General features: G+C 33.6%; 15 protein-coding genes. 12 read left to right on the top strand and 3 right to left on the bottom strand.

Annotated features, from left to right (window positions below):
• The first annotated feature begins 84 nt into the window (after positions 1-84).
• The 9 genes from ruvC to ACHRWY_RS06455 all read left to right on the top strand — a co-directional run bounded on the left by ruvC (position 85) and on the right by ACHRWY_RS06455 (position 7,277).
• Positions 85-639: a crossover junction endodeoxyribonuclease RuvC gene (gene ruvC, locus ACHRWY_RS06495; protein WP_395353444.1), complete on the top strand. Its 555-nt coding sequence runs from the start codon at positions 85-87 to the stop codon at positions 637-639.
• 55 nt (positions 640-694) lie between these two features.
• Entirely contained in the window at positions 695-2,863 is a 2,169-nt protein-coding gene (locus ACHRWY_RS06490; protein ID WP_395353443.1) for a P-loop NTPase fold protein, read from the top strand.
• A 20-nt stretch (positions 2,864-2,883) separates the two neighbouring features.
• Positions 2,884-4,017: a radical SAM family heme chaperone HemW gene (hemW, locus tag ACHRWY_RS06485; RefSeq protein WP_395353442.1), complete on the top strand. Its 1,134-nt coding sequence runs from the start codon at positions 2,884-2,886 to the stop codon at positions 4,015-4,017.
• A gap of 120 nt (positions 4,018-4,137) precedes the next feature.
• Positions 4,138-4,515 carry a GxxExxY protein gene (locus tag ACHRWY_RS06480; RefSeq protein WP_395353441.1) on the top strand — a complete coding sequence of 126 codons (378 nt, stop codon included), beginning with the start codon at positions 4,138-4,140 and terminating at the stop codon, positions 4,513-4,515.
• Positions 4,516-4,568: 53 nt separating this feature from the next.
• Positions 4,569-5,333 (top strand): cyclase family protein, encoded by a 765-nt coding sequence (locus ACHRWY_RS06475; protein WP_395353440.1) that lies wholly within the window; start codon positions 4,569-4,571, stop codon positions 5,331-5,333.
• A 37-nt stretch (positions 5,334-5,370) separates the two neighbouring features.
• Positions 5,371-5,769, top strand: coding sequence for a GNAT family N-acetyltransferase (locus tag ACHRWY_RS06470; protein ID WP_395353439.1), 399 nt, complete (start codon positions 5,371-5,373; stop codon positions 5,767-5,769).
• Entirely contained in the window at positions 5,766-6,116 is a 351-nt protein-coding gene (locus ACHRWY_RS06465) for a DUF4260 domain-containing protein (protein WP_395353438.1), read from the top strand. Before ACHRWY_RS06470 ends, ACHRWY_RS06465 begins: the two co-directional genes overlap by 4 nt.
• A gap of 7 nt (positions 6,117-6,123) precedes the next feature.
• Positions 6,124-6,495, top strand: coding sequence for an MmcQ/YjbR family DNA-binding protein (locus ACHRWY_RS06460; protein ID WP_065449175.1), 372 nt, complete (start codon positions 6,124-6,126; stop codon positions 6,493-6,495).
• 71 nt (positions 6,496-6,566) lie between these two features.
• On the top strand, positions 6,567-7,277 hold the full coding sequence (locus tag ACHRWY_RS06455) for a PH domain-containing protein (RefSeq protein WP_395353437.1): 711 nt from the start codon (positions 6,567-6,569) through the stop codon (positions 7,275-7,277).
• Positions 7,278-7,376: 99 nt separating this feature from the next.
• Here ACHRWY_RS06455 and ACHRWY_RS06450 read toward each other — a convergent pair whose 3' ends face one another.
• The gene (locus ACHRWY_RS06450; protein ID WP_395353436.1) at positions 7,377-8,477 is read right to left on the bottom strand and encodes a DUF4407 domain-containing protein; all 1,101 of its coding nucleotides are present in this window, start codon (positions 8,475-8,477) and stop codon (positions 7,377-7,379) included.
• Positions 8,478-8,744: 267 nt separating this feature from the next.
• Here ACHRWY_RS06450 and ACHRWY_RS06445 point away from each other — a divergent pair, with 267 nt between their 5' ends.
• Together ACHRWY_RS06445 and ACHRWY_RS06440 are read left to right on the top strand one after the other, a co-directional pair.
• A complete protein-coding gene (locus ACHRWY_RS06445) occupies positions 8,745-11,555 on the top strand; it encodes a TonB-dependent receptor (protein WP_395353435.1) in 2,811 nt (936 codons plus the stop codon).
• A 74-nt stretch (positions 11,556-11,629) separates the two neighbouring features.
• Complete coding sequence (locus ACHRWY_RS06440) at positions 11,630-12,688, top strand: phytase (protein ID WP_395353434.1); 1,059 nt, start codon at positions 11,630-11,632, stop codon at positions 12,686-12,688.
• A gap of 104 nt (positions 12,689-12,792) precedes the next feature.
• Here the strand turns inward: ACHRWY_RS06440 and pckA are convergent, their stop codons facing one another.
• Positions 12,793-14,397: a phosphoenolpyruvate carboxykinase (ATP) gene (gene pckA, locus ACHRWY_RS06435; protein WP_395353433.1), complete on the bottom strand. Its 1,605-nt coding sequence runs from the start codon at positions 14,395-14,397 to the stop codon at positions 12,793-12,795.
• Positions 14,398-14,698: 301 nt separating this feature from the next.
• On the bottom strand, positions 14,699-15,085 hold the full coding sequence (locus ACHRWY_RS06430; RefSeq protein ID WP_395353432.1) for a DUF423 domain-containing protein: 387 nt from the start codon (positions 15,083-15,085) through the stop codon (positions 14,699-14,701).
• A gap of 191 nt (positions 15,086-15,276) precedes the next feature.
• Between ACHRWY_RS06430 and ACHRWY_RS06425 the strand changes: the two genes are divergently transcribed.
• The gene (locus ACHRWY_RS06425; RefSeq protein ID WP_395353431.1) at positions 15,277-16,641 is read left to right on the top strand and encodes a saccharopine dehydrogenase family protein; all 1,365 of its coding nucleotides are present in this window, start codon (positions 15,277-15,279) and stop codon (positions 16,639-16,641) included.
• The last annotated feature ends 76 nt before the right edge of the window (positions 16,642-16,717 follow it).

Genomic DNA, 16,717 nt, shown 5'->3' with positions numbered 1-16,717 from the left:
CAATTTGAAAATTAGAAAATGAATAATATTCATTTTTCCAGCAATTTTCAAACTTGAAACCTGAAACTTGAAACAAAAAATCACTTGACAAAAGAACGCATCATATTAGGTATTGACCCCGGAACCACCATCATGGGTTTTGGATTGATAAAAGTCATCAATAAAAAAATGGAATTTTTGCAATTGAACGAATTGCAGCTTTCCAAATACGACAATCATTACCAAAAACTAAAGATCATTTTTGAGCGTACCATCGAACTGATCGAAACACACAATCCGAACGAAATTGCAATTGAGGCCCCTTTCTTTGGCAAAAACGTACAATCAATGTTAAAGCTGGGCCGCGCACAAGGTGTTGCAATGGCTGCGGGACTTTCGAGAGATATTCCCATTACAGAATATGAACCCAAAAAAATAAAAATGGCCATTACCGGAAACGGAAATGCCAGTAAAGAACAGGTCGCAAAAATGCTGCAACAGCTTTTAGGTTTAAAAGAATTACCCAAAAACCTCGATTCAACAGATGGTTTGGCAGCTGCTGTTTGCCATTTCTTTAATTCCGGAAAAATCGTGGCCGGAAAAAGTTATTCGGGCTGGGATGCTTTTGTGAAACAGAATGAGGATAAAATTAGAAAATAGTTTTCAGTCGCAGTGGCAGTTTACAGTTATTTATTAAATCAATTATAGTCAAAATATGTCAAATAATATTCATTTTTTAGATGATAGTGCAATAAATAATCCTCAGCAAGATTTATTTAATTTTAAATTTTATGCAGAAAAAGTTCAGAAATTAATTCAATTAAACTCTAGTAATCCAGAACCAATTACTATAGGTATCTATGGAAAATGGGGAGAAGGTAAAACTTCCTTTTTAAACTTAATTGAAAATAAAATTGATCACTTTGAAAAAAGTGACGGAGATAAAGAATATCTAAAATTTCATTTCAATCCTTGGAGATATTCTAGTGAAGATGAGATGTTATTTGATTTTTTTGACGCTTTATCAAAAAAATTCTACGTTCAAGAAAACACAAATCTTCAAGAAGTTGGTAAATGGATTTCAAAATATAGTAAATACTTAAAAGCTGTAAAAATATCCGCAACTGTTGGTTTACCTAAAATATTCAATGGTGAAGTTTCATTTGATGCTAGTGAAATTTTCCAAGCTTTAGGAGAAGACATGGAAGGTGAAAAATTGACTCTTGATTTATTAAAAGATAAGGTCAATAATAAAATAAAATTATCAAATTTTAAAGTTGTTGTATTTATTGATGATTTAGATAGGTTAGATAAAGAAGAAATTTATACTATTTTAAAATTAATAAAACTAAATGCTAATTTTAGCAATTTTATTTTCATTGTCAATATTGATAGCGACCATGTCGCTAAAGCAATTAAAAATCGTTATGGTGATGATATCGAAGACGGCCATTTTTTTTTAGAAAAAATAATTAACATTCCTATTCATTTACCTAAAATAGAAGATGCTGATTTAAGAGAATTTTTTAGAAAAAAACTTGAACAAATCAAAGTTAATTTAAGTTTAAGCAATAACACAAAAACTCAGGAGATGTTTAAGGAAATAGACATGGAGTTTTCATCCGATTTGTTTAGCTCGCCTAGAGAAATAATTCGAGTTTTAAATAGTTTTTTTCTTGGAGCATTTGCGATAGGAGATGAAGTTAATTTAAGGGACTTATTTTGGATTGAATATCTTAAAATTAAAAATGGAGAATGCTATAATTTTATGAAAAGTTATCATCCAAAATCGGGAATTCAGGAGTTTGATAGAACTATCAATTTTAATGATGATTATAGCTCAAACGAAAACATAAATGGTAGTAGAAAATATCTTCTCGAAAAATTTAAAAGTGTCATTATCATAATCAACAACTTATTTCCTTTATATAGCAATGGTCCTACCATTACAGGAGGAAAGCCTAATTTAGAATTATTAGATAAACAATCAAAAATTAATTCACTGGGGCATTATGAAAAATATTTTTCATTCCACAATATTAGAAAAACGTCAGTATTAAAACTTAATTCGATTGAAAATTTAATAAGCAATAATGATTCTACAAATCTAATTTTATTATTTAAAGATTTATTTTTAGACGAAACCCAACATTACAAGGTATTATACAGAATCGAATTGATAATCAAAGAATTGGCAGAGGAAAATGAACGCAACTTTTTTTATTCATTTTTGTTTAATAATTTAAAACTTATTCCTAATTCAAAATTTGACCTATATGGCCTTGATTATCGATTAAGATTAATTGAATTAACAGCATCAACTTTAGACAAAGATGCTACAAATGACAATACCAAAATAGCAGTATCCCTAGCAAAGAATTTGGACATCTATCAGCTATCACATTTCACTAGAAAATTTAATGACAATAAATTATTTAAAGAATCTTTAAAAAAACTTATTATATCCAAAGCTAAAACAACTTTTAGTGCTGGCAATCCAGTATATAAAAACCCCAACAATGTACCTAATAAAATGATTATGCACTATTGGAAATTAGGCAATAATGAAGAATACAACCACCATATAAGATCAACAATAATTGATGAAGAAAACATCAAACTTTTAGTTAGAAATTTTCCCAGTTTCTGGAATAATTCTTATTTCGGCCCTCTAGAGTATAAAGATTATGAGTATATGAATCAACTAGTGGATGTTGATTTTATTTATCAAAAAGAAAATGAATTTAACCCTGAATTGATTAAAAGTATAGATCTTCTGACATATAAATTTTCTGATGTTGATGAAAATAGTTTAGAGGAAAATTTAGAACAATTCATTTATTGGCATAAAAAAGATCAAGAAAAGAGAAAACTGCTCTTATAAATAAAATTGAACACTATAAAATGAGCGGTATCTACATTCATATCCCTTTTTGCAAACAGGCTTGCCACTATTGCGACTTTCATTTTTCGACTTCGATGAAAAAGAAAGACGAAATGGTTTTGGCTTTAGCCAAAGAAATTGTCATGCGCAAAAATGAGTTTTCCAATGAAGTTGTAGAAACCATATATTTCGGTGGAGGAACTCCGTCAGTATTGAGTAATGACGAAATTAACTTTTTAATTTCTGAAGTTTATAAAAATTATAGCGTCGTAGAAAATCCCGAAATAACCCTCGAAGCCAATCCTGATGATTTGTCTACAGAACGAATTATTGAACTATCAAAAAGTCCTGTAAACCGTTTAAGCATTGGAATTCAGTCTTTTTATGAAGAAGAGCTAAAGATGATGAATCGTGCGCATAATTCAACTGAAGCTATAAATTGCCTGACAGAAGCGAGTAAATATTTCGATAATATTTCGCTCGATTTAATTTACGGAATTCCGGGATTGACAGATGAAATGTGGAGGAAAAATATTGAAACCGCGTTGTCGTTTGGTATTCCCCATATTTCGAGTTATGCCCTGACAGTTGAGCCCAAAACGGCTTTACGAAAACTAATCGATACCGGGAAAATTGCTGAACCACAAGACGAAGTGGCTTCTAATCATTTCATGATTTTAGTTGAAACACTTGAAAAAAATGGCTTTATCCATTATGAATTATCCAATTTCGGGAAAGAAAATTACTTCTCTAAAAACAATTCGGCGTATTGGCTGGGTAAAAAATATATCGGCATTGGTCCTTCGGCACATAGTTATGATGGCGAAAAAAGGGGCTGGAATATTGCCAATAATTCGCTTTACTTAAAATCAATTCAGAACAATGAACTTCCAATCGAAACTGAAACCCTCACCATTTCTGATCGTTATAACGAATATATTATGACCGGTTTGAGAACCATCTGGGGTGTTTCCTTAGAAAGAATCGAAACTGAATTTGGCTTGGAATATCTTGATTATCTCAAAAACCAAAGCCAGAAATTTTTAAATGATGAATTGCTTTCAATTGAAAATAATATCCTAAAACCAACCGCAAAAGGAAAATTTTTGACAGATGGAATTGCAAGTGATCTGTTTTACCTAAATTTGGAGTAAGGGTTTAACCGCAAGGTTCGCGAAGGTTTACGCAAAGGACGCTATGTTTTTTGTAAGAATAAATTTATATAAAATATTTTTAAGTGCTACATTTGAGTATTAATATTATAATTAATACTCATGTCAGAAAATGAATTATCACGAATTGTATTCAACTGTGCTTTAAAAGTTCATCAAACTCTAGGTCCCGGACTTTTAGAAAGTGCTTATGAAGAATGCCTCTTTTATGAATTAAAAAAATTAGGTCTACAAATTGAAAAACAAAAACCTCTACCTTTAATTTACGAAGAAATAAAATTAGATATTGGTTATCGAGTGGATATAATAGTCGAAAATAAATTAATTTTGGAAATAAAATCAGTAGATGCATTAAATGAAATTCATTTTGCACAACTACTGACTTATTTAAAATTAACAAATTGCAAATTAGGCTTACTAATAAATTTCAATGTAGTTTTAATAAAAAATGGTGTCAGAAGAATTGTAAACAATCTTTAAAAAAACTTTACGCCCTTTGCGTAAACCTTAGCGAACCTTGCGGTTAAACAATCATGATAGCAAAAATCAACAACTTCGAAATAGACTTATCAAAACCCATTGACATTTCGATTGCATTAACAAATACAGACGAAAACCCAATTGCGTGGTACATCGAAAAACCGGTTATTGAACCCGTAGTTTTTGGAGAATGGATCGGGAAAGTTTCTGAGGGAAAATCATCTACCAATTTCAATAATATTTTCTTCAATCCGCATGGGCATGGTACTCACACGGAATGTTTAGGTCATATTACCCATAATTTTTACAGCATTAATCAATCTTTAAAACAGTTCTTCTTTTATGCAAAACTAATTACGGTTGAACCTGAAAAAATCGGAGAAGATTTGGTAATTACGAAAGAGCAGGTTTCGGCTTTAGTAAATAAAAAAACCGAAGCTCTAATCATCAGAACAATTCCCAACCCAAAAGACAAGAAGTCAAGAAAATATTCCAATACAAATCCGCCTTATTTGTCTGAGGAAGCCGCAATATTCATCCGCGAAAGCGAAATTCAGCATTTATTGATTGATTTACCAAGTGTGGACAAAGAACATGACGAAGGAAAATTACTGGCACACAAAGCATTCTGGAACGTAAAAGACACTTTACACTTAAACTCTGATGCGAGATTGAATGCAACGATTACTGAGATGATTTACGTTCCGGACGAAATAGAAGATGGAGAATATATACTAAATCTTCAAATCGCTTCGTTTGAAAATGATGCAAGCCCAAGCAAGCCCATACTATTTAAAATTGCAGATTTTAGAGTGTAGCTTTTTACTAAAAACTTAAAATAAACACTGAATACTAATGATAACCGTATCAACAGATAAAGCTAAACTTGACATTCCCTTTATACAAAACTTTCTGAAGGATATTTATTGGGCTGCGGGAAGAACAATAGAAGAAGTTCAGACTACAATTAATGCATCAGTTTGTTTTGGGATTTACTTAAACAACAAACAAATTGGCTTTGCAAGGGTCATTACAGATTATGTGGTTTTTGGTTATGTAATGGATGTTTTTATTGCCGAAGAGCATCGTGGAAAAGGATATTCGTCTATTTTAATTGAAACAATGATGAATGAAGCGATCCTTAAAGACATTAAAATCTGGAGACTGGCCACAACTGATGCTCACTTTTTATATGAAAAATTTGGTTTTACTGCTCTGGAATATCCGGAAAAAATGATGGAAAAGAAAATATGAAAACAATTATCAAACTCGAAGAATTAGCCTTATTTATTCTCGGAATTTTTTTATTCAATCGTTTAACTTTTGACTGGTGGTGGTTTTTAGTTTTAATTTTAACTCCGGATTTGTCAATGCTGGGTTATCTATTTGGAAACAAAAGCGGTGCACTTTGCTACAATGTATTTCATCATAAAGGAATTGCACTTTTAGTGTATGCTTTAGGATGTTATTTGAGTCTTGAAGCTATCCAGTTAGCCGGAATTATTTTATTTTCACATTCGGCAATGGATCGGGTTTTTGGTTATGGTTTAAAATATGAAAAGGGTTTTAAATACACTCATTTAGGTGAAATTGGTAAATAAAAATAAGATGAATTTAGAAACGTATTACGAATATTGTCTTTCAAAAAAAGGGGTTAGTGAACATTTTCCTTTTGATGAAGATACTTTGGTTTTTAAAGTAGGCGGAAAAATGTTTGCTTTATCCTCGCTTTCTCAATGGGAGAAAAACGAGCCGTCTGTCAATTTAAAGTGCGATCCTGAAAGGGCTCAGGAATTACGTGCCGAATATGATGAGATAAAACCGGGATTTCATATGAGCAAAGTACATTGGAATACGATTGCCTTAAACGGAAATTTATCGAATACTTTGGTCAAAGAATTAATCGATCATTCGTATGAATTGGTTTTCAAAAGTTTGACAAAGAAAATTCAGAATGAAATTATTGAATTAGAAAATTAGGCATTACATTTGCATCATAAGAAAAAAACTTAGCAACTTAGTTACTAGATAACTTAGCAACTTATACAACCATGAAAGAACAATTTAAAAAATTTCTGAACGAAGAACAAGACCCAAAAGCGATTGAAAAAATCACTTCGAAACTCAATGATTTATTGATGAAAAACGAAGAAATAGGTTATATTGCAGTTCAAAAAAAACCAGCAATTACTGTTTTTCCAGATAGTATTATCTTGACTAATAAACGTATTATCATGTGCAAACCTAAAAATTTAGGTCTTTCAATGGATTTTACAGATTATACCTGGGATGATATTACAAGCACTTTTGTAAAAGAAAACATTTTAGGTTCTGAATTTTCTTTTGGCACTACAACAGATTTAACGATTTCAATAGATTATATTCCTAAAACTCAGGCGAGAAAAATTTATACGTACGCTAAAGAACAATTAGATTTACTTAAAAATCCTGTAGTGAACCAGGCTCCTGTAGAACCTGCTCAAACGATAGAAGCAGAAGATGATTTAGAAGAGGAAGTAGAAGAAGTTGAAACTGAAGAGGTAACGAATTATGCAGAAATTTTACCTGCGACAACACCATACGAAACTTACGAGCCAATTCAGCAACCAACACCGGCTTCTACGGGAGATCGCAAATTAAGCGAATTGTCTAAAGAAGAACTTTTTGATAAGTTACAGAATTACAAAAAATTACTTGACAACGGATTAATCATGCAAGGGGAATATGATGTTTACAAAAAAGAAATATTGAGTTACATGTAATTTAGTCTGAAAGTCTAAAGTCATAAAGTTTTTAAAGTAAAAAAGCCAGAATAATATTTTCTGGCTTTCTTTTTTATATAAGTCGAAGTACTTTCAGACTTAAAGAGTCGCTTTCTGCTTTTCTACAAAACTATTCGACTGCAGTTCTAATAACTCTTTTGCATTTTTACGTTGCAAATCGTATAGGTTTTTATCTTCGGCGATATCAGCATAAACTCTGTCGTGCATTTGAGCACTGGTTTTCACCAATAATTCGCGTTGGTATTTATTTTGCGTAAGAGTCGCTTTCATTGCTGTTTCAGCTTCTTCCTGTTTAAAGTCAAATTCGCCTTTTGGAGCTAATAATTTGGCTATAATTGGAGACGTTTCAATCGCCAGAAACAACAACATGATAAAAAACGAAGGCAGCCAGGGCAATTTATCCAATGCATTAATACGGGCCATTAATCCGTCAAAACCTTCAATAATAGGCTGTGTTTGCGATACTTTTTTATCTAAATCGGCTTGTAATTGTTTGCCTGTTTTTTCTTTCTCAGCAATTTTAGCTTCGTTTGTTGCTTTTAGAGTTTCAAATTCTTTTAAAGAAGCATCGTGTTTTTCACGTTTCTCTTTATAAACCGGACCTTTTCCGAGTTTTTTAGTTCCGGTAGTTCCTTCGGCTTCTGTGATGTAAGTAGAATAAAGAGCATTTACTTCTTTTTCTTTATTTACAATATCTGTTTTTAAAGCCGCAATCTCAGCCTTGTTTTTATCTAAATCTGATTTAAAATAATTACCAACTTGTTTTTTATTGGCCAATTCCATTTCGTTTTTTTCTTTCAATAAAACAGTATTGATTTCTTTTTCGAAAATTTTAATCTCTAAAGGTTTAGAAATTACGATGGCAATAATAATCGCCAGCATAATTCGAGGAGTCGCTTGTAGAAATTCATCCATAAAACGATCTCTTTTTTTGATTGTCGAAACAATAAAGCGGTCTAAATTAAAGATCAGTAAACTCCACACAAATCCGAAGATTAAAGCAGGATAAATAGAATCGAAAACGGTAAAAAGCGCATAAGCACTCGCTAGAAAAGCCATAACGGCGGTAAAAAAAACGGTGGCGCCAATACCAACATATTTGGTTTGCTCGCCTTCAGAACAGCCTTCGAGTAAGTCTCGGTCGGCTCCGGAACATAGGATGAAAAATTGCTTTAACATGATTGATGATTTTTGATTGATGATTATTTCGTCAGTTCGCCCTATAGGCTCGTGTGATAGGGCAAATTTAGCGCCAAAAATTTAATTATGAGGTAAATAGTTGATTTGTTTTTAGTTGCGCCCATAAAAATTCCTTATTTATTAAATGTTATTTTAACATTAATCTATTTCTAATGTTGAAAGGGAATCATAACACTATGTTAATTTTTTTGAACGCCTTTAGTAACATTAAGGTTCTAGTTTCGCAACAAAACAAAATAAAACACAATGAAAAAAATTTATTTAGTAGTAACATTCATGCTATTAGCCTTTTCAGGTTATGCCCAAAAAGCAATAATCTCGGGAAAAGTATTAGATATTGACGACAAACTTCCTTTACCGGGAGCGATGATACAAGTTGTAGGTGAAAACAAATACACGGTTTCCGATTACAATGGTCGTTTTGAATTACTGAACATTAATGTTGGAACATACAAAGTAGAAGTAAAATATATAGGATATACCGCCATAACTCAGGAAATAACAGTAGAACAAGGTAAAAATAATGTGATTGATTTTGCGCTTAAAACTTCAGGAACTGAGTTGAATGAAGTGGTGGTTGGAGACATTTTAAAAGGTCAGGCCAAAGCACTAAACCAACAAAAAAACAGTAAAAACATCGGAAACATTATTTCATCTGATCAGATGGGCCGTTTTCCTGATGCCAATGTTGGAGATGCTCTAAAACGCGTTCCCGGTATTACCATGCAAAATGATCAGGGTGAAGCGCGTAATATTATCATTAGAGGTTTGGCTCCATCATTGAACTCGGTAACCTTAAATGGTGACCGAATCCCTTCTGCCGAAGGAGACAACAGAAACGTACAAATGGATTTGATTCCGTCTGATATGATTTCTACTATTGAAGTCAACAAAACCTTAACTTCAGACATGGATGCCGATGCGATTGGAGGCTCTGTGAATTTAGTAACCAGAGCAACTCCAAATGGCGAAAGAATCTCAGCAACGCTTGCCGGTGGTTATATGCCAATTCGCGAACACGCTACATATACAGCTGGTTTAGTTTACGGAAATCGTTTCCTGGACAATAAATTAGGTGCCGTTTTTAGCGGATCGTATAATAATGTAAACTACGGATCTGATAATATCGAAAACGAATGGGTAAAAGATAAATTTGGAAATGAATATTTACAAGCATCAGAAATTAGAAAGTATGATGTACAACGCATTCGTCGCAGCGGATCTGTAGCACTAGACTATAAATTTGACGAAAACAATACCATTTTTGCGAATGCCATTTACAACTGGAGAGATGACAGAGAAAACCGATTCAGAACGACTTATGATGATATCGAACCTATTTATAACGGAGAACAGATTACAGGTTTTGAAGGTCGTGTAAAACGTCAGACAAAAGGTGGAATTGATAATGATCGTGATAAAAACCGCAGATTAGAAGATCAGCGTGTGCAGAACTATTCGATTCGCGGAGAACATTTAATCAACTCAAAATTAGATTTAGACTGGTCTGCCAATTATGCAAAAGCAAGAGAATACCGTCCGGGAGAACGTTATATAGAATACCGTCAGAAAGGATTGGATATGACTCAGGATTTATCCGATATCAGATTTCCTTTAATCACAACAACCGGAGAATCGCTGGATAAATTCAAATTTCAAACCGTTACTGAAAACACAGATGAAACCAGCGAAAGTGAATTTGGGGCCAAAGTAAACATTCGTTTTCCTTTTACCATTATTCCTTCTGAAAAAGGCAGATTGAGAACAGGAATTAGACTTCGACTAAAAGAAAAAGAAAGAGATAACAATTTCTATGCTTATACGCCAATCAATACTGATATGGCTTTGTTATCACAAGTTCCAAACAGTTACTACGATGGACAAAACTTTAATCCCGGAAGTAAATATGTTCCCGGAAGTTTTGCCTCTGCCAATTTTTTGGGAAGTTTAGATTTAAACAATGCTGCCTTATTCAATAAATCAGCAGATCCGGCAGAATTTTTAGCCGTAAATTATAATGCTAAAGAAAGTATTTATGCCGCTTATGTAAGATGGGATCAGGATTTTAACGATAAACTATCTATGGTTTTAGGTTTCCGTGTAGAGAATACCCATATTGATTATACCGGAAATCGTGTTTTGGATGAAGAAGAATTAGAAAGTAAAATCAACACTACAAATTCGTATACTAATTTATTGCCAAGTATTTCGTTTCAATATAATGCTACCAAAGATTTAGTTTTAAGAGCGGCTGTTACAACGGCTTTAGCAAGACCAAATTATTACGCATTAGCTCCTTACGTAAACAATATTGCCGCTGATAAAGAAATTACAGCCGGAAACCCGGATCTTGATGCCACCTATTCATACAACTATGATTTCATGGCCGAGAATTACTTCAAATCTGTGGGATTAATTTCAGGAGGCGTATTCTACAAAAGATTGGATAATTTCATTTACAATTACAGCGACAATCAATACGATGCTGCAAAATTTGCTGCTGATTTTCCAAACCAATCCAATCCAATCCCAGCGGGTGAAAACTGGTCATTTTTACAATCAAGAAACGGAGATACAGTTGATGTTTACGGTTTTGAAGTCGCATTTCAGCGCCAGTTAGATTTTCTTCCGGGCAAATTCCTAAAAGGATTTGGTATTTATTTAAACTACACTTACACCAAATCTAAAGCAAAAGGAATTGCCGATGAAGATGGAAACGAAAGAAATAACATCAGTCTTCCGGGAACAACGCCACACATGTTCAACGGATCATTGTCCTGGGAAAACAAACGTTTTTCTGCAAGAGTTTCAACCAATTTCACTTCAGATTATTTAGATGAATTGGGTTCAGAATCATACAAAGACAGTTATTACGACAAACAGTTTTTCTTAGATGCCAATGCTTCTTTTAAAATTACACCAAAACTTCGTCTTTTTGCCGAAGCTAATAACTTAACTAACCAGCCTTTACGTTACTACCAGGGAGTTGAGGCGCATACCAAACAAGCAGAGTATTATCAGGCCCGATATAATTTTGGTTTGAAACTTGACTTGTAATAATCCATTTATAAAATTCTTAAATTAGGCAGGACTTAGCGGTTCTGTCTAATTTTATTCAAATGAAATCCATAATGAAAAATAAATCTATAATAACATTTTTACTTTTAAGCACTTTATTCACAGCTTGTAAAGATGATAAATTAGCTCCAGTTGCTGCAAATGCAGTAAAACCAACTGTTGTTACTCAAGCTTTACCTCACGATACAGACGATCCTTCGATCTGGATTCACCCAACTGATGCCTCTAAAAGTATTATTGTAGGAACAGATAAAGATACTGATGGTGCTTTGTATGCCTTTGATTTAAAGGGAAAAATCGTTGCAAAATCTGAAGTGCTAAAACGACCAAACAATGTAGATATCGCTTACGGTTTAGTAATCGAAGGAAAAAAAGTTGATGTTGCCGTAACCACAGAACGCGAATCAAACAAAATCAGAATTTTTAGTTTGCCGGATTTAAAAGCAATTGACAACGGCGGAATTGCTGTTTTTGAAGGTTCAGCATTACGCGACCCAATGGGAATCGCTTTGTATACCCGAAAAAGTGACGGTAAAATCTTCGCGATTGTAGGGAGAAAATCAGGACCCTCAGGAAGTTATTTATGGCAATATGAACTTTCAGGAAATGGAAAATTCGCTACAGCAAAAGTAATCCGCAAGTTTGGCGCTTATAGCGGAAAGAAAGAAATCGAAGCCATCGCAGTTGATAACGAATTAGGAACTGTTTTGTATTGCGACGAACAATTTGGGATCAGAAAATACAAAGCCGATCCTGCTCTAAATGACAATAAGGAACTGACAATTTTTGGAAAAACAGGTTTTAAAGCCGATAATGAAGGAATTGCGATTTATAAAAAAACTGATTCTACCGGATATATTTTAGTATCAAACCAGCAGGCCAATACTTTTATGGTATATCCAAGAGAAGGTGCAAAAGGCAATCCGAACGATTATCCTTTATTGGCAGAAATCCCAACATCGACTATTGAATGTGATGGTGCTGATGTAACCAGCATAAATTTAGGAGGAAGTTTTAAAAACGGACTTTTTGTAGCCATGAGCAACGGAATGACTTTTCATTATTATGCCTGGGATTTGATTCAGAAACATATTGACGAAGTTAAAAAATAGTTTTTTTGTTTCAGGTTCAAACTAAACCTGAAACTTGAAACCTGAAACCAAAAAAAAAGCTGTTCATAATGAACAGCTTTTTTAGTTTGAATTAGTAATCTTCCTTATTCTGTAATCGGTGCTCCGGCTAAAATTTCAGCGTTGGCAAACTCTTCAAATTTGGCAAAATTGGCTTTGAATTTCTGCGCCAGTTCAATTGCTTTTTTATCGTATAACTCAGGATCTTCCCAAGTATTTCTAGGATTTAAAATTTCACTCGGAACATTAGGGCAAGATTGTGGTTTTGCGATTCCAAATACCTTATGATTTTTATATTCTACATTATCCAGTTCCCCGTTTAATGCAGCTGTAATCATGGCACGGGTATATTTTAGTTTCATACGGCTTCCGGTTCCGTATGCTCCACCAGTCCAGCCTGTGTTAATTAGCCAGACTTTTACATCGGCATCTTTCATTTTTTTAGTCAGCATTTCAGCATAACGTGTTGGGTGCAAAGGCATAAATGGTGCCCCAAAACAAGCTGAGAAATTAGGTTGTGGTTCTGTTACACCTGCTTCTGTTCCTGCAACTTTTGCCGTATATCCTGAGATAAAATGGTACGCTGCCTGACCTGGAGTTAATTTTGAGATTGGAGGCAAAATTCCAAAAGAATCTGCCGTTAAGAAAAATATATTTTTAGGATTATGACCAATAGATCCCGGCTGAATATTATCGATATGTGTAATTGGGTAACTTACACGTGTATTTTGAGTGATGGAAACATCATCATAATCAACTTCGTTTGTTCCCGATTTGAAAACTACGTTTTCTAAAAGGGCGCCTTTTTTAATAGCTCTAAAAATATCCGGTTCGTTTTCTTCTGTTAGATTAATCACTTTTGCATAGCAGCCGCCTTCAAAGTTAAAAACGGTATTTTCTGCAGTCCAGCCGTGTTCATCATCTCCAATTAGCTTACGTGCAGGATCTGCAGATAAAGTTGTTTTTCCTGTTCCTGATAATCCAAAGAAAATCGCTGTATCTCCGTCTTCACCAACATTGGCACTGCAATGCATTGGCAAAGTATTCTCGAAAACGGGTAAAACAAAATTTAAAGCAGAGAAAATCCCTTTTTTCATTTCTCCTGTATACCCTGTTCCGCCAATAAGCGCTACTTTTTTAGTAAAATCCAAAATAGCAAAATTAGATTGGCGCGTTCCGTCTACAGCAGGATCTGCCATAAAACTTGGAGCGCAGATTACAGTCCATTCAGGAGTAAAATTCGCTAATTCTGACTCTTCCGGTCTTAAGAACATATTGTAGCAAAACAAATTAGACCAGGCAGTTTCTGTAACCACACGAACATTTAATCTATAGTTGGCATCAGCACAAACATAAGAATCGCGTACAAAAACTTCTTTATTGGATAAAAACTGAGTTACCTTATTGTATAATTTTTCAAAAGCGGCCGGCTCAAAAGGAATGTTTACATTTCCCCACCAAACCTGATCTTCTGTGATACTGTCTTTTACAATAAAACGGTCCTGAGGAGAACGTCCTGTAAATTCACCCGTATTAATTGCCAATGCGCCTGTAGAGTTCTCAACACCTTGGCCCAATTGCAAAGTGATCGCATGCAATTCATCAGCAGATAATTGGTAGCGAACTTTTGCATTTTCAATTCCTAATTCATTTAACGAAATCGATTGCGTGAAAACTGTGTGACTGTCCATAATTTTAAGTTGTGTGTGATGTTTAATAAAAAGCAAAATTATAGAATTTATTATTAATCCTTTAAAATTATTTCAATTTCACTTTTATTTATATTAAAAAAGTAAAATTTAACCTTAAAAATCAATTAAATAAAAAAATAACCGCTTTTAAATTGTTTTCTTATAATAAAATTTAATGAATTTGTTATATTCTTTACACATTAAAGTAAAAAACAAGATAAATTCACATAAATAAGATCATATGTTATTTATGTGACAAAATTAAAGATTAATTTTTAGATAGAATTTTTTATTTGAGATTTTATGACTTTCTCCTCAAAATCGTAACAAATAACACTGCCCAGGCAATAATTAATAAAAAACCACCCAAAGGTGTTGCGAATACGATAATTTTGAAATCAAAAACTGTAAGATTTTTCGTTGCTAACAAATAAATAGAACCACTAAAAAGAACCACACCTGCAACAACTAAATTATAGATCGTTTTTAAGGTTTTTTCGACGATGTCTTTTCTGGTAGAAAGAAAGAGTAAAAACAAGGCATGATACATTTGATATCGAACACCCACTTCGAAAGTATTTAACTCTTCAACAGATAAATATTTTTTCAGTAAATGAGCCCCAAATGCACCCAAAATAATAGCTAACATTCCCATAAAAGCTCCTGCCAAAACAAATTTTCTTTTCATAGTTTCTATACTTTCAAATTTTACACAAAAATACTTCAAACCGAATTAAAAAGCTTTTTAGTTTTCGAAAATATTTTCATAAAAAGATATCTGCTATATTTTAGCTTCAAAATAAAAAATAGTGCATTTTTAGAAAATTAAAATTGTTATATATTTAACAATTTAATATATTTGTGTTATATATTTAAAACATGAGAAGCATCTTAATCATTGGAGCCGGTAGATCTGCCTCGTCACTAATACGATATTTACTGGCAAAGTCAGAAACTGAAGATCTACACCTGGTTGTAGCCGATTTGTCTTTGGCTTTAGCCGAAAAAAAAACGCAAAAACACCCCAATGCCACTCCCATTGCTCTAAATATTTTTGATACCGTAGAGAGAAAAGCGGCAATTGCAAAAGCCTCAATCGTAATCTCGATGTTGCCGGCTCATTTGCATATCGAAATTGCCAAAGACTGCCTTGCCTTCAAAAAGCATCTTGTTACCGCTTCGTATATAAGTGATGCAATGCAGGCACTAGACGAAGAGGCAAAGAAAAACAATTTGATTTTTATGAACGAGATTGGCCTGGATCCCGGAATCGACCACATGAGTGCCATGAAAGTTATTGACGAAATTAGGGAGAAAGGGGGCAATATGCTGCTTTTTGAATCCTTTTGCGGCGGATTGGTTGCTCCCGAATGTGATAACAACTTATGGAATTACAAATTTACCTGGGCACCCAGAAATGTGGTTCTTGCCGGACAAGGCGGTGCAGCAAAATTTATTCAGGAAGGTACTTATAAATATATTCCGTACGGAACGGTTTTTCGCAGAACCGAATTTCTGGAAGTGGAAGGTTACGGAAAATTTGAAGCCTATTCGAATCGGGATTCGCTTAAATACAGATCGATTTATGGTTTAGATGATATCCTGACTTTATATCGCGGAACGATTAGAAGAGTGGGTTATTCTAAAGCATGGAATATGTTTGTTCAACTTGGGATGACGGATGACAGTTATATCATGGAAGACTCTGAAAATATGAGTTACCGCCAATTTGTAAACTCCTTTTTACCATATCATCCAACTGATTCTGTAGAAATTAAAACGCGATTGATTTTAAAAATCGATCAGGACGATATCATGTGGGATAAACTCCTGGAACTGGATTTATTTAATCCGGATAAAAAAGTCAATTTACCCAATGCCACTCCTGCCCAGATATTAGAAAAAATATTATCAGACAGTTGGACTTTAGAACCCAACGATAAAGATATGATTGTCATGTATCACAAATTTGGATACGAACTCAATGGCAAAAAACAGCAAATAGATTCAAAAATGGTTTGTATTGGCGACGATCAGACTTATACTGCAATGGCAAAAACGGTTGGGTTACCGGTTGCCATGGCAACATTATTGATTTTGAACGGAAAAATTACAACTCCGGGCGTACAACTTCCGATAAAGAAAGAAGTTTATTTGCCTATTTTAAAAGAGTTAGAAGAATATGGGGTGATTTTCAACGAACAAAACATGCCCTATTTTGGATATAATCCGGACTTATTTTAGGTCCGGTTTTGTTAGTTTTTTAGAATTTTTTTTAGTTTTTAATTTTATCCGCTTCTAGATTTTTTAGAGGCGGATT

Origin of the sequence: Flavobacterium sp. FlaQc-48, assembly GCF_044007335.1 — a bacterium.
Lineage (GTDB): Bacteria > Bacteroidota > Bacteroidia > Flavobacteriales > Flavobacteriaceae > Flavobacterium.
The sequence above is the reverse complement of the archived record's forward strand: the minus strand, read 5'-3'. Positions and strand labels throughout refer to the sequence as shown.

What these genes read in the sequence shown, in the direction of transcription:
- ACHRWY_RS06440 (WP_395353434.1), top strand. Translation starts at nt 11,630, where the DNA reads ATGAAAAATAAATCTATAATAACATTTTTACTTTTAAGCACTTTATTC.
- ACHRWY_RS06430 (WP_395353432.1), bottom strand. Translation starts at nt 15,085, where the DNA reads ATGAAAAGAAAATTTGTTTTGGCAGGAGCTTTTATGGGAATGTTAGCT.
- ACHRWY_RS06445 (WP_395353435.1), top strand. Translation starts at nt 8,745, where the DNA reads ATGAAAAAAATTTATTTAGTAGTAACATTCATGCTATTAGCCTTTTCA.
- ACHRWY_RS06475 (WP_395353440.1), top strand. Translation starts at nt 4,569, where the DNA reads ATGATAGCAAAAATCAACAACTTCGAAATAGACTTATCAAAACCCATT.
- ACHRWY_RS06455 (WP_395353437.1), top strand. Translation starts at nt 6,567, where the DNA reads ATGAAAGAACAATTTAAAAAATTTCTGAACGAAGAACAAGACCCAAAA.
- ACHRWY_RS06465 (WP_395353438.1), top strand. Translation starts at nt 5,766, where the DNA reads ATGAAAACAATTATCAAACTCGAAGAATTAGCCTTATTTATTCTCGGA.
- ACHRWY_RS06450 (WP_395353436.1), bottom strand. Translation starts at nt 8,477, where the DNA reads ATGTTAAAGCAATTTTTCATCCTATGTTCCGGAGCCGACCGAGACTTA.
- ACHRWY_RS06425 (WP_395353431.1), top strand. Translation starts at nt 15,277, where the DNA reads ATGAGAAGCATCTTAATCATTGGAGCCGGTAGATCTGCCTCGTCACTA.
- ACHRWY_RS06460 (WP_065449175.1), top strand. Translation starts at nt 6,124, where the DNA reads ATGAATTTAGAAACGTATTACGAATATTGTCTTTCAAAAAAAGGGGTT.
- pckA (WP_395353433.1), bottom strand. Translation starts at nt 14,397, where the DNA reads ATGGACAGTCACACAGTTTTCACGCAATCGATTTCGTTAAATGAATTA.
- hemW (WP_395353442.1), top strand. Translation starts at nt 2,884, where the DNA reads ATGAGCGGTATCTACATTCATATCCCTTTTTGCAAACAGGCTTGCCAC.
- ACHRWY_RS06470 (WP_395353439.1), top strand. Translation starts at nt 5,371, where the DNA reads ATGATAACCGTATCAACAGATAAAGCTAAACTTGACATTCCCTTTATA.
- ACHRWY_RS06490 (WP_395353443.1), top strand. Translation starts at nt 695, where the DNA reads ATGTCAAATAATATTCATTTTTTAGATGATAGTGCAATAAATAATCCT.
- ACHRWY_RS06480 (WP_395353441.1), top strand. Translation starts at nt 4,138, where the DNA reads ATGTCAGAAAATGAATTATCACGAATTGTATTCAACTGTGCTTTAAAA.